Origin of the sequence: Litorimonas cladophorae, assembly GCF_014652455.1 — a bacterium.
GTDB classification, from domain to species: Bacteria; Pseudomonadota; Alphaproteobacteria; order Caulobacterales; family Maricaulaceae; genus Litorimonas; species Litorimonas cladophorae.
The window spans coordinates 1,582,223-1,595,390 of the sequence record NZ_BMYV01000001.1 but is presented as its reverse complement, the minus strand read 5'-3'; the positions used below and the strand labels follow the sequence as shown (position 1 = coordinate 1,595,390).

14 protein-coding genes are annotated in these 13,168 nt (G+C 53.1%); 2 read left to right on the top strand and 12 right to left on the bottom strand.

All coding sequences use genetic code 11. The annotated features are described in order from the left end of the window. Positions 1–14: 14 nt before the first annotated feature. Entirely contained in the window at positions 15–680 is a 666-nt protein-coding gene (locus IE073_RS07655) for an EipA family protein (protein ID WP_233349899.1), read from the top strand. Here IE073_RS07655 and IE073_RS07650 read toward each other — a convergent pair. The 11 genes from IE073_RS07650 to IE073_RS07600 form a co-directional block, all read right to left on the bottom strand. Further along, a complete protein-coding gene (locus tag IE073_RS07650; RefSeq protein ID WP_189583529.1) occupies positions 677–2,317 on the bottom strand; it encodes a saccharopine dehydrogenase family protein in 1,641 nt (546 codons plus the stop codon). The genes IE073_RS07655 and IE073_RS07650 overlap by 4 nt on opposite strands. Beyond that, positions 2,314–2,757, bottom strand: coding sequence for a thiol-disulfide oxidoreductase DCC family protein (locus IE073_RS07645; protein WP_189583527.1), 444 nt, complete (start codon positions 2,755–2,757; stop codon positions 2,314–2,316). Before IE073_RS07645 ends, IE073_RS07650 begins: the two co-directional genes overlap by 4 nt. A 123-nt stretch (positions 2,758–2,880) precedes the next feature. Further along, positions 2,881–5,271 (bottom strand): phenylalanine--tRNA ligase subunit beta, encoded by a 2,391-nt coding sequence (gene pheT / locus IE073_RS07640; protein WP_189583525.1) that lies wholly within the window; start codon positions 5,269–5,271, stop codon positions 2,881–2,883. A gap of 23 nt (positions 5,272–5,294) precedes the next feature. Continuing rightward, a complete protein-coding gene (locus IE073_RS07635; protein ID WP_189583523.1) occupies positions 5,295–5,972 on the bottom strand; it encodes a hypothetical protein in 678 nt (225 codons plus the stop codon). Further along, positions 5,972–7,039 (bottom strand): phenylalanine--tRNA ligase subunit alpha, encoded by a 1,068-nt coding sequence (gene pheS / locus IE073_RS07630; RefSeq protein ID WP_189583521.1) that lies wholly within the window; start codon positions 7,037–7,039, stop codon positions 5,972–5,974. Before pheS ends, IE073_RS07635 begins: the two co-directional genes overlap by 1 nt. 128 nt (positions 7,040–7,167) lie before the next feature. Beyond that, complete coding sequence (locus IE073_RS07625) at positions 7,168–8,115, bottom strand: CheR family methyltransferase (RefSeq protein WP_189583519.1); 948 nt, start codon at positions 8,113–8,115, stop codon at positions 7,168–7,170. Next, positions 8,112–8,477, bottom strand: a complete 366-nt coding sequence (locus IE073_RS07620; RefSeq protein WP_189583517.1) for a response regulator — start codon at positions 8,475–8,477, stop codon at positions 8,112–8,114. The genes IE073_RS07625 and IE073_RS07620 overlap by 4 nt, the downstream gene beginning before the upstream one ends. Next, positions 8,474–9,556, bottom strand: a complete 1,083-nt coding sequence (locus IE073_RS07615) for a hypothetical protein (protein WP_189583505.1) — start codon at positions 9,554–9,556, stop codon at positions 8,474–8,476. Before IE073_RS07615 ends, IE073_RS07620 begins: the two co-directional genes overlap by 4 nt. Positions 9,557–9,811: 255 nt before the next feature. Next, positions 9,812–10,480: a histidine phosphotransferase ChpT gene (chpT, locus tag IE073_RS07610; protein ID WP_189583502.1), complete on the bottom strand. Its 669-nt coding sequence runs from the start codon at positions 10,478–10,480 to the stop codon at positions 9,812–9,814. A 195-nt stretch (positions 10,481–10,675) separates the two neighbouring features. Beyond that, positions 10,676–11,065, bottom strand: a complete 390-nt coding sequence (locus IE073_RS07605) for a YdbL family probable chaperone protein (protein WP_189583499.1) — start codon at positions 11,063–11,065, stop codon at positions 10,676–10,678. Positions 11,066–11,114: 49 nt separating this feature from the next. After that, on the bottom strand, positions 11,115–11,303 hold the full coding sequence (locus IE073_RS07600) for a YnbE family lipoprotein (RefSeq protein ID WP_189583497.1): 189 nt from the start codon (positions 11,301–11,303) through the stop codon (positions 11,115–11,117). A 154-nt stretch (positions 11,304–11,457) separates the two neighbouring features. Between IE073_RS07600 and IE073_RS07595 the strand changes: the two genes are divergently transcribed. Beyond that, a complete protein-coding gene (locus tag IE073_RS07595; protein WP_233349897.1) occupies positions 11,458–12,438 on the top strand; it encodes a TerC family protein in 981 nt (326 codons plus the stop codon). A gap of 6 nt (positions 12,439–12,444) precedes the next feature. Here the strand turns inward: IE073_RS07595 and IE073_RS07590 are convergent, their stop codons facing one another. After that, positions 12,445–13,119, bottom strand: coding sequence for a Crp/Fnr family transcriptional regulator (locus IE073_RS07590; protein ID WP_189583494.1), 675 nt, complete (start codon positions 13,117–13,119; stop codon positions 12,445–12,447). Between the last annotated feature and the right edge of the window lie 49 nt (positions 13,120–13,168).

Below are 13,168 nucleotides of genomic sequence, written 5' to 3'. Positions count from 1 at the left end.
CAACATTAACCACGATGGCCGACACCGTGACCATGTATAATCCAGCCAAAAACCTCCCAAAGCTCAACTTAACCACGGCAGCGCTGATCTTGATTTGTGCTGCTGCCTTAGCTCTCACGGGTTGCGCAAGTGCGCCGCAGAACAATCCCAACGGCTACCCGCAAGGCGAAGTGCCTCAAGCGCAGAGTAAGAGTAAAGGCGGCTATAATGAATCCGAACTTGCAGGTGCGATCTCTGATCATTTGGGCGTAACTGCAGAAAGCGCGGCCTCCACGATCGAACGCTTATTTAAGAAACAAGGCCGACCCGTCGGATATATCACAGGCGAGGAGGGTGGTGGCGCCCTAATCTTCGGTGCCAAATATGGTAAGGGGACGCTCTGGATGAAAGATGGTCGCACGATGCCTGTCTATTGGGCTGGCCCCACAGTTGGCGTAGATGCGGGCGCAGAAATCAGTCGTGTGTTTACATTGGTTTATGATCTGGATGATCCGGAAGATATCTTCCGTCGTTTCCCAGGTGTCGATGGCTCGGCCTTCCTCGTGGCCGGGATGGCTGTGCATTATCAACGTGCGAATGGAATCACCTTGGCGCCAGTTCGCGCGGGCGCAGGTGTTCGTCTTGGCGCAAATATCGGATACACCAGCTACACTCGCAAACGCGGGTACCTACCGATCTAGGTCTCTGGCGTTAGCCAACCTTCATATTTGCAAAGGCGTCCAAAGAGCGGCGCTTTTAAATCGACATGAAAGACAAACCGTCCTTGCCTGTCTTGTGTTTCAAAGACGTCGCCCCCCGGTCGTAAAACGCGCGGTAGCGGTAGTCCGAAAATGGACCAGCCTTGGGTTTCTATCCGTAAGTTTCCGCTTTCCTCTAAAATCGCCATATGTATCGCTATCGGGCCGAAGCGCTCCGTCACATGACGTGCCCATTTCTTTTTTCCGAGACTGTGGTGACTGCTAAAGGTTTTACCGCCGAAATTGCGAGTCCATGTTTCTCCGTTTTCCTTGGGGACGACGGTTACGCTGACCGGAACATTTCGACCGCTTTTGGGAAATCCAACGATAGCCGCAACGATATGCGATAATGGATTTCGCCCGCGTGTGACATCACATTCGCCGACAAAGACGCGTCCGTCGCCTGTACGGTGCATGTCGATTATTGAAGGATGTAGATCGCCATGAGCGGAGCCTAAAACCTGCTCATAGACGGGCAAGCTTTCGCTGTCGAATTGCAGGCCATAGGTAATGTCTAATTTGGAAAACTCGGGTGCCAGTTCTGGTAAGCCGATGATCTGATGTCCTGAATAGGCCCCCGCAACGGGCGTGACGCCTTCCGCCATTTGACGGATGAATGCGACAACGGGCAGGGCTGGTATGCGAGGGCCATGGTCGCCCTCAGCGACCAAATGCCAACTGGCGTCTCCGTCGGTATTCGAGGCGCGTACGACCATGCCACCGCGATCTATGCCAAAGCGAAATAGCCCGCGCGCGCGGTGGAAAATATCGGCGAAAGGTGTCAGTTTTGGAACGATACCTCGTGCAACGCCTTTGGATAAAATCACTAAAAGGCGATGCAGCCAGATGGGGCGCGTGCCTGCGCCTGTCCAAATATTCCGTAGAGCCGAAAAATCGGCACCTAAGACCACAGCGTCCGGCGCATCGGCCAAGGCGAAGGGCAAACGGGGCAAGGGTATCTTGCCTGGGACGCAGATCGTCTCGTTCCGAACTTCTGTCAGACCCGTTGTTTTTACAATTTTTCCACTGCGTAGAACGCTAACTTTATCCTGACCTGCATAATTTGCGACGGCGGCCACGACATTTCTACCCAGTTCCGCTTTGGGTGAAGGCGCAATCCCAATGGTAACATCGGTTGCGGGGCCAATGCGGGCTTCGATTTCCCGTAGGCCGATAGCGCTGAGAACAGGACAGGTCGATAGACCTGAGATGAGGGCAATGCCTGCTGTCTTGGCAGCTTTAGACTGCGCCAAAACCGCGGACACGAAGGCGCCATCATCTGAGATGTCTGCATAGGGGATGCCGTGTTTCAGGCAGTAATCTACGACGGGCGACCCGCCATAGGCTTGGAAAGGACCCGATGCGTCAACAATGAGATCAGGTTTGAAAGCTAAGTCCAACGCATTGCGATCCAGTTTCAACGGCGTGAGTGTCGTTGCACCTGATAGTTTCGCGCAGGCTGTTTCGGCTTTGTCCAAAGACCGACCCGCCAGAATAAGTTCCAATTCGGGTTCGTCTGACAAGCGCTCGGCCATGCCAAAGCCAAATGTCCCGTATCCGCCAATGATGAGGACTTTCATAGGAAACGGCTCTGCTCTTCTGCTGTGGGGATCATGCAAACCTCTCGCCGTCCGAACCAATTAAAGCGGTTGCGCGCGATAAAATCATACAGGGGGACGGCTAAGAATTTCGGTAAAATCCGACCCATGCCTGCCAGTTTCCACGGCCATCCTAAGTTTTCGAAAACGCCGAGCGAGGCGTCCCATTTGACTCGAACTTCACCATTCTCGATCAAAAGCACACTATCATAATCGCCAGCTTTCAATCCATAATGGACGTAAAGCGCTTCACCTAGCGGGCTTTGCGCGGGCAGAAAGCGAAAGTGCTCTTTGCGGTCTTTACGTAAAACAAACCGCATGAAGCCCGAACACATGACGCAATATCCGTCAAAGACAATGATCGCGCGATCATCCGAAAAATCAGGAACGCTGGGATCACTGCGATAACTATAGGGCGTCATGAAACTGCGTTAGCGTGTTTAGATAGCCGAGGCGACCACCGCGATTGCAATTCGGCATTGCAACAATGCTTCGCGTTTTAAGGTTAAACCTGCGGCAATCTTGGCACCGAATATTCTATTGCCCTAACCGCGCAAACGTCCGCCCGCTTTCATCACTTTGTCGATGATTTTGCTGCTGACGGCTTCGATGTCGGCGTCGGTGAGGGTGGCTGCTTTTGGTGTCAGCGTCACGTCGATCGCGAGGCTCTTGTGACCTTCGTCGACGCCCTTGCCGCGATACACATCAAACAGAGAGACCTCGCTGATGAGTTGCTTATCAGCGCCTTTGGCGGCTCGCAAAATATCACCTGACCGCACGTCCTCCGACACGATAAAGGCGAAGTCGCGATGGACAGGCATGAGGTCGGATAGGGTGAGCGCAGATTTGGCTTTCGACGCTGATTTTTTCTTCGGCGCAGGCAGATTATCAGGTGCGATCTCAAAAGCGACAACGCGTCCGTCAATGCCGAGCGATTTTAGAGCGCGTGGGTGAAGCTCGCCGAAACTGGCAAGAACGTTTTTCGGCCCTAAACGCAGGCTCGCAGACCGACCAGGATGCCAGTATGATCCAACAGCGTCCATAACTTGCAGATTGTCCGTATTCGCACCCATCGCGGCCAGTGCCGACATAACGTCCGCTTTGGCGGTCAGGGCTGTGATATCCACGGCACCGGCCCAATCACGGGACGGTTCAACGCGGCGCATGCCGGCCAAAGACAAAGATTGCTCATCTGGGGCTGTGCCTTGGAAGATTGGTCCGAGCTCGAACAGAGCGGCACCTGGGTAGCCTTGGTTAGCACTGCGTTGTCCCGCCAAGAGCAGATGAATTAAGGCGCTGGGGCGCATCCAGTTGAGGTCATTTGAAATCGGATTATCCAGCGCAAGATTGGCTTGGCCACCGTCAAACGCTTTGGCGTGATCTTCCAATACGAAAGACCAAGTGATCGCTTCGCTCAGACCCTGCAGAGCCAAAGCCCGGCGCGCCAGTCGGGTGCGATTTTGTGTCAGGGTTGCAGTTGGTTCACGACGACCGGGAAGGGGCGGTAAGCTAACAGCTTCGAGATTGTGGAAGCCGTGAATGCGCGCGATTTCCTCGACCAAATCTGCGCCGCCCACCGCATCGCGGCGGAAGCTCGGAACTGTGACGGTCCATGTCTCGCCTTTGACGACACCAAATCCGAGGTCAGTCAGGATCTTCTCCATCGCAAAATCGGACAGTTTGAGGCCCGTGAGGCGCTCAACCAAATCTGTGTTAAAATTCACATCAGCTGGCGTTGCCGGGATTTCACCGGCGACTTTGATGTCGCTTGGCTCGCCACCGCAAATATCCATGACGAGGCGTGTTGCCAGTTCAGCACCGTCAATCAGTCCACCTGTATCCACGCCACGCTCAAAACGATATTTGGCGTCGGAATTCACGCCCAAGCGTTTGGCCGTACGACGAATGGTAAGGGGATCGAAATAAGCGGATTCGATCAGAATATCCGTCGTGTTTTCGTCAACGCCCGTGCTTTCGCCACCAACAATCCCGCCGAGACCCAGAATGCCGGAAGTGTCTGTGATCGCGATATCTGAAGCAGATGCGGTGTATAATTTGTCGTCCAAGGCTTCGAACGTCTCGTCTTTGCCTCGGCGAACCATGATCGCACCTTGGACCTTGTTCAGGTCATAAAAATGTAAAGGCCGTGCACGATCATAAGTCACGAAGTTCGTGATATCGACGAGGGCAGAAATGGGACGCAGGCCAATAGATTTCAGTTGATCTTGCAACCACTGCGGTGACGGGCCGTTTTTAACACCGCGAACAATGCGACCAACGAAAGCTGGGCAGCCGTCCGTGTCTTCAATAGTGATCTCTTGATCGCAGGGGAATGTCCCCGCGACTGGCTCAATGGCAGGGGTAATTAATTCACCCAACCCCACAGCGGCGAGATCACGTGCGATCGAATTTACACCCAACCAATCTGGACGGTTCGGCGTGACTTCGAAATCAATGACAGGGTCATTGGCGCCCATCGCATCAGATATAGCTTGGCCGACAGGGAATTGGGACGGGTCCAGTTCGAGGATGCCGTCATGGTCATCGCCCATTTCCAACTCTTTGCCTGAACACATCATGCCCGAGCTTTCGACGCCGCGAATCTTGCGCGGCTTTTTATCCAGCGCGAAATCCAGACCCGGAATATAAGCGCCCAGCGGTGCGTATGCGACGGCGATACCTGCGCGCGCATTGGGTGCGCCGCACACGATTTGCTTGGGGCCATCCACCGTCTCGACTTGGCAGACTTGTAGCTTGTCGGCGTCGGGATGTTTCTCTGCGGAAATCACATGGGCAATCGTGAAAGCGGACAAGGCTTTTGCGGGATCGATGATTTCTTCGACTTCCAAACCCGCGAGCGTCATCGCCTCGGCGACCTCTTCGATCGTTGCATCTGTTTTCAGGTGGCGTTTCAGCCAAGACAGGGTGAATTTCATTTTCTTATGCTTCTTTATCTATCTTACGGCTTCAGGCGTTTCGCGGCAGTTTGGTCAATATAGGTTTGGAAATAATCGACCGGCGCATCTTTAATTCCACAATTATTAACCGGCGTCGGCAATTTGCGATCAAGATATTTGACGGTCCAGCAGTCTTCGAAAACCGAGCAATAGCAGACTTCCAAATCCAACCCGTCCAGAGGGGTGCCATATTCTCCGCGCAGATAGGCGCCAAGCTCTGACCCAGCCGCACCCATTCGGTAGCGGCGGGGTTCGACGCTGTCGCCAGCGCGTAGGAAACCTGCCGCATGCGTTACCATTGGCGCCGCGATGTTGCTGCGCATACGGCCATTCATAATGGCGTTTTCAAACACGCTTACCTCTTCGACGGGTTTGCCATTTTGGACGGGCACAACTTTTTGAATATGCGCGATGCCCGCACCGACATTATTAAGCCGGACAACGAAAGCCGAATTGCTTCGATCCGTGGCGTTTTCATAGCCCAGATCAATATCGATGATGGGCAGAACTGAGGCCTTCTGTGCTTCAAGCGCCATGCTTGTCTGCGCCCGGGCAACCAAAAGGGACAGGAACGCGATAAGGACGGCAATAATACCTGTCGTTAAACCAATGTCGATCCGTTTTAGGAGCGCAGCGGCGGGCTTATTCGACTCGTCGGATGATCCAGTAGGAATAGGCATTAGCTCAAACCTGTCGCCAAGTTTGCCTGTACCAGCGGGTCAAAACCGTAGTGGCTCAACCAGCGGGTGTCACTGGCGAACATATCGCGGAGGTCTGGCATGCCATATTTCAACATGGCGAGACGATCGACACCCATGCCGAAAGCGAATCCCTGATATTCATCTGGGTCTAAGCCGCAGGCCCGCAGAACATTCGGATGGACCATGCCGCAGCCGAGGATCTCCATCCATTTTTCGCCTTGGCCAATTTTGATCGCCGCGCCGTCGCGTTCATATCGTACATCCATCTCCGCGCTGGGCTCGGTGAAGGGGAAATGATGGGGGCGGAATTGGACGTCGACGTCTGTTTCGAAAAATGCGCTGACAAAATCCATGAGCACACCTTTGAGGTGACCCATGTGAATGCCTTTGTCGATAACCAGACCTTCAACCTGATGAAACATTGGCGTGTGAGTTTGGTCAGAATCAGAGCGGTAAGTGCGTCCTGGGGCGATGATACGGATCGGCGGCTTTTGGTTGATCATCGTACGAATTTGCACGGGTGATGTGTGCGTTCGCAAGACCTTCTCGCCATCTTCCAAGAAGAACGTATCGTGCATATCGCGCGCGGGATGGCCTGGCGGGAAATTCAACGCTGTAAAATTGTGGAAGTCATCTTCAATATCGGGACCTTCTGCGACCGAGAATCCCATATCGGAGAAAATCGCAGCCATTTCTTCCATGACTTGGCTCACAGGATGCAGCGTGCCGTTGGGTTTTCCAACAGGAAGCGTCATGTCCATCGTTTCAGAAGCGAGGGCGGCATCTAGTGCCGCATTTTCGAGATCCGTTTTTCTGGCGTCAACGGCGGCGTTGAGATCGGCTTTTAATCCGTTCAACGCAGGCCCCATGATCTTTTTCTCGTCAGGGCTCATTTTGCCCAGGCCCCGCATCATGAGGCTGACTTCACCTTTTTTACCGAGAGCGGCAACACGGATATCATCTAGCGCCGCGACGTCGCTGGCGGCAGAGATTTCGGCGAGTACGCGGGTGCGGACGGCTTCGAGATCAGCAGGGAGATCGGACATGGAAAGCGGCTTTCAAAAGCATAACGACTAAGCGGCGTCTTTTACGCTTCGGAGTTCCACGGTCAACCATAGAGGGCTGATGGAATGTGAGGTCAGGTCTCTCGTGCGAGAGCCACTAACCTTAGGATCTAAGTGTCTTTACGCTTGAGCGACTTCGCCACTTTGGTCGTTTTGTCAAATGTGGTGCGGCCGTTCGGAACCTTTATTGTCGGATCAATTTCGGGTTCGAGAACCACTTCGCGCTTTTTATACAGACCCGGCTCTGATGTCGCACGATTGAACCCAAAGTTCATTTGGCTCAAACTTTCGCCCTCGCCCAATATGAGGTAGCCATTTTCTTTCACCAAACCCGATAAGCCACGTAGAACGCGCACACGTGCAGGCGCAGAGTAGTGAGGCAGGCTGCCGCAGAACATCACAGCATGAAAGTCTTGCAGACTATCTAACTTCGAGAGCAAATGAATGTCTCTAAATTCGACTTGCTCTCGGATGCTGTCTTTAATGACCCAATCTGCATTATCGGGCTCGAAATATTTGACTAAATCTCGAATGGGCAGACCACGCTGTACATCGAAATGCGTGTAGCGTCCTTCGCGTGCGCGTTCCAGAGCTTGGCTGGGGTAATCGGCGCCGACGATGTCGACCTTCATACCCGCAAGTTCATCCCGCATCTGGTCTAAAACCATGGCCATGCCATAGGGCTCTTGACCAGAGGCGCAGCCAAAACTCAAAATACGGATGCGTCCGCCACCACGTTTATGATGCAAGTCGGGCAAGACGATTTCACGTAGGCGTTTGAACGCCGTCTTATCTTTGAAAAAATGCGTATCGCGTTCAGTTAGGGCAGAGACGACTTGAATGGCCAGACGAGAGCCACCGGTCTGGAACAGCTCATTCACCATGGCGTCCAGGCTTTCATACCCTTCGTCGCGCGCTAGCCGTGCAAGGCGAGTTTCGACCAAAAATGCGTGATTAGCGCCCAGGTTTATTCCTGCGAGCTCTAATGTTAGTCGGCGTAGCGCATCGTAATAGGTGGGAGCCAGAGAGAGCGCGCCGTGTCGGGCAGCTGCGCTCATACTAATCCTGCCAAGGCAAACTTCGACTCGATAATGTCAGAGTCAAAAGGCTTCATGATATATTCGTCGGCACCGGCGGCCAGAGCTTCAACGATACGGCTGACATCACGAACCGATGTGCAGAAAACAACTGTTGGTTCATCTCCACCCGGAAGCTCGCGGAGTTTTTTGACAAAATCAAAACCGTCCATGATCGGCATCGCCCAGTCGACTAAAATCGCATCGGGTAGTTCCATTAGGCATTTGTCTAAAGCGTCTTGGCCATTGATCGCCTCAATGGTTTCAAAGCCGAGGTCTTTAACAATTCTGCCCGCGACACGACGGATCATACGGCTGTCATCAACGATTAGACACGTTTTCATGACGCGGTCTCATGAAACGTGATTGGATCGAGCAAGGCGTCGAGCTGCGCACGAAGACCCTGTTCAGTTTCTGTGGTGATAAGGGGTTTCCGGCGCGGTGTTGCATTGGGAACGATCGCGACGCGCATCGCTGTTGTACCTGCCATGATATGCAGCTGTTCGCCCGCAAGGTTGATGTCGATATGCCCCACCCGATCATCTGTCAGGGCTTGACGAATGATTTGCGACAGGGCTTTTCCAATCCGATGGCGCAGGTCGTTGGCGACGCTCTCCGAAACGGTTCGCTCTCCCATGTCATATGACAAACTAATGGTGCGGTTGATGCTGCGAGCAACCGAAAGCGCATCTGCAATGACGTCACGCATCATCGCGTCGAGCGCGACATTTTCAGTCTCAATCGGGGTTGCGCTGACCAAGGCCCTGACGGGAGCGTGGACAGGTTCTGCTTCCGCTAAGGTCACTTCGGTTAGATCAAGTGGTAAATCAGATGGCCTTTCAGATGTGATGGACTCGAGAGCGACGTCTTCTACAGCCTCAATATCATCATCTAAGACGAATTCAGATTGCGCATCGACCTGTTTAAATGGCAACACGTCCGCATCTTGATGATTGTCTGCCGCAGGGTCTGCGGATCCGGAATCCAGTGAGTTAGACGCCCGCATCAGGCGTGAGAGGACATCTGCGCTGTCGGGGTCTGCCATCGGCAAAAGAGCGTTAAGAGTTTCCCGCGCAGTTTCCCATTTGTCTTTAACGCTCAAAGGCGCGCGCGCTGCGGGCTGCGATTGAGTGAGCAGATCATCTAGGCCGCGTGCATATTCCGTCACAAGTGACCCCAAAGTCTCAATCCGGCCAGAAAGGACATCATCAGTTTCATGATGCAGGGCCGTTAGAACATTTTGTGCGCCCATATATATATTGCGCGCGCGCAGGCGTTTTGCACCGCGCTGTACCGTCGTCATCATATTGATAACAACGGGCGCATCGGTTTTGGCACGCGGGTCTGGCATCTCAGCCAAAATGGCCAAACCGTCAGCCGCAGTGCGGGTGAACTTCTGTGCGAAATTTAGGTCGTCGCCCATGGATCAGATCTCGAATCAAACAGTATCGTTAGCTTTGAACGCAACCTGCCCCGAAAGGGTTAAGACAGGGTCAAGCGGAGACGAAAAATTGTACTGATTTTAGAGAATGATCTCGGTCGATCATTTGTGTTCAATGTGGATGCAAATTTACCGCGTGCCAAAGGCACCCCAAATTTGCGGATGAGGCTTTTCGAGCGTTTGCGGCCAAGGAAAAATCGGCCCTCTCTAAAGTTTCAAGGGCGCCGTTTCGAAGTCCTAGATGGTAGCCGCAAAATTGGCCGAGAAGGTGATCGCGTCTTCGGTGGCGGTGGCAGATACTGTGCCATTGGCATCGCGGGCGAGTAAGCTGGCATAAAGGGGTTGGATTGACCGTCCGTCAAATCCATCTTCTGGCGCTTTCCCAGCAATTGCGCGGGCGACGGCTTCATCCAAGCGCACTTTTGGGCCTTCACTGATGAGAGTGAAGTCAGCTCCCGAATCTGTTGTTGCGCCGCGACCCTTACGCGTGATGGTCACTTTGCCACCGCGTGGTGCAGCCTGAACCGCTAGCATCACAAGGTTCATAAGGATGCGGGCGCGGTCTTTGTCCACACCGTCAGTATCGATGTTCCAAACCAATTCGGGTTTGGCGTCTTGGAACATGTCATTCGTCAACGCCTTAATCTCCGCGGTTGGGATGACGCCGGGAGCAGAACCGGCAGCGCCGAAGGCTAATCGCAAAAATTTCAATTTTGCGGAGGCCTGACGTGAGGCCGTCCGCACCAAGACCATCGCATCATCATGCATGTCTAGATTGGATGGGTCATCGAGGATTTCGATGGCCGTTCCTAGCGCGCCAACAGGTGAGATCAGATCATGACAAATTCGCGCGCACAGAAGCGCCGAGAGGGACGTTGGCGTAAGCTTGGTGATCGTAGCAGACATAAAGCGTCCTAATGCAAGTGATTCGTGTGTCGCCTAAGTGTGAATCAGATGGGAAGTCGGCGCAAAGGGAAATGCCCGCGACAGGTTTGGCAAAAACCTCAGATCGTTAGCAATATGTTGCCAAGTTGCTACGCCTAAAGAAAAACCCCGCCAGTTTCCGGACGGGGTTCGCTATTCTCACCTACTTATCAGGCGTTACTTTTTCTTCCAAACGCCCGAGGCATCTTTGATATAAGTACCAGGTGCCGCTTTGAGAATTTGCTTCTCACCAGTTAACTGCGCGAAAATGGCGGTCTGCACATTTTGAGCGCGGGCCGCATTTGTGTAAACGGCTTTGCGCTGGATATTAATGTCCGCCATGGACGCACGTACTTTTTCAGAAGGCGAAGCGCCATCGACCACGTCAAGATAGCCGTTAATTTGCTCGCCGATTTCACCGCGTTTAATCGCAGCATCGACAACGGCTTTCGAGTCGCTGGTCTGAGCCTGTGTTGCCGGGGCGTAGGCTAAAGAGACCGCAGTGATACCGCCAGCAACGAGTGCCAGAGCGGCAACGCTACCAAATATTTTTTTCAATGTGGCCATAACAGCCTCCTTGAGTTTCGAGCTTTCAAACGCTCGGGGAGTTTCAGGCCTAAAATAGGTCTGGATTATTTGCGATCAAGTCCTCGACGTCCTTATCTAATCGGACGCGTATTACTTGATCAATATTGACATTAATATTGAACGTCATTGGCTCTTTCGAGGGTACGACCTGATGCTTAATTGTGCAGCCCGCAAGGGACCCAAGAGCCACTAAACAAATCAATACTGTCTGTTTCATGATATATCCTATCAAAAGTCAGCTGAACGTCGCATTAATGCGACACCCACGCAAGGTTCAGGCTGCACGCTGAGTGTAAGATGTTCAGTCAGCTCTTAACCTGCCGTGTAAGTTGCGCTAAGCCCGAACGACTTAACGGACTGGAGGATTATCCGTGGCTGAACTACTAACGGCGCAAGCGCTCTTTACCTTGCTTATGCTCATCCTATTACAAGCGGTGCTGGGCTTTGATAATTTGCTCTATATCGCAATTGAATCCAACAAGGTTGGAAATGAAGCGGACGCTAAAAAAGTGCGCAAATGGGGTATCGGCATTGCGGTCGCGTTGCGGATCGTTCTGTTGTTCCTCATTGTCAACTTGTTCACGCTACTCGCCGAGCCACTTTTTGGCTTCCATATTGAAAACATCTTTGAGGGCGAGTTCACGGCGCAAGCCCTGATCACGCTCGTGGGTGGCGGCTTTATCATCTATACGGCGATCAAAGAGATCCACCATCTTCTCCAAGTCGATCACATTGAGCATTCCGAAGGCGGCGGCAAACGCAGCGTCGCGGGTGCGATTGCTTTGATCGTTGCGATGAACCTCGTTTTTTCCGTCGATTCCATTCTCTCCGCTATGGCAATTGCAAGTGTCGATGCGTCCAATATCGTGGATTCCGCGGGCGCAACATTGGCGCAATTCTCTGGTGATGTGATGACTTGTAAACAGAACCTAATCGCCAATCCCGTTGTGGGCGCAATAGGGTGTGAACCCACCAAAACTTATCAAGTGCCCCTAATGGTGATTGCGATTTTGGTCTCTGGGCTGGGCATGATTTTGCTTGCAGACCGCGTGACGAACTTCCTGAAAAAGAACCGCATGTATCAGGTTTTAGGTCTGTTCATCTTGTTCCTCGTCGGGGTTCTGCTGGTCACTGAAGGCGCGCATCTGGCACATCTAAAAATCCTGGGCTTCCAGATTGACGCCATGAGCAAGTCTAGCTTCTACCTCGTTGTCTTTGTTTTGGTCGTGACCGACATTATCTCAAATCGCTATCAGAAACGCCTCTGGGCGCAGAAGCAGGCTGAGATTTTGGGCGGCGGCAATGAGACCGCTGGCCGAGAAGCGGTCGATGAGTGGAAAGCCACGCACTAACCTGATCTAGGGATCACGCGCGGTAATCCAAGTGATTAACCGATCCCGGTCGGGCAGACGTATTTGTCCGTAGCCGCGCGTGACCAAACCGTCGGCTTCCAAACGCCCCAGCGCTTTGGATAGCGACGTCCGTGAAAGACCCAGAGTCACAGCCAGATCCGACTGGCGCGTGTAAAACTGCGAGGTCTGTCCCGCTGTAGTCATCAGAATAACCAAAACCTTCGCGACCCGTTCCAACACGGGCAGGGAGCGCATCGCTTCAATCATCTCCAACAACACGTGACTGCGCACCAGAGCGGTCTTTATCAGGGCTTCCATCAAATCAGGCCGCGTCTCCCGCAGACGTAGGAAGCGCTCGCCGGGGAGTTGCCAGACCTCTGTCTCACCTTGGGCTATGATGTCATGTGTGCGCGGCAAGCCTGCGAACAGAGTAAATTCTCCGAAACTCTGCCCTGGCCCAAAGATCGAGGTGATCACAAAGGTTCCTTCGGTGCGGATAAGTCCCACACGCACAATACCCTGCCTGACGATCGACAGGCCTGGCTTTTCATCGCCACGGTTATGAATCAATGCGCCGTCAGCATATCGCATTTTGATGGCAGAAGCCTCAATCGCGCTTCGCGACTCCGCTGTGATCATGTCCATAAAGGGACGGGAAATTTCAGATAATCGATCCAGCATGTCACAGAATGTAAAATATTGGACAATCTTTACAAGCGACCTGCGTTAA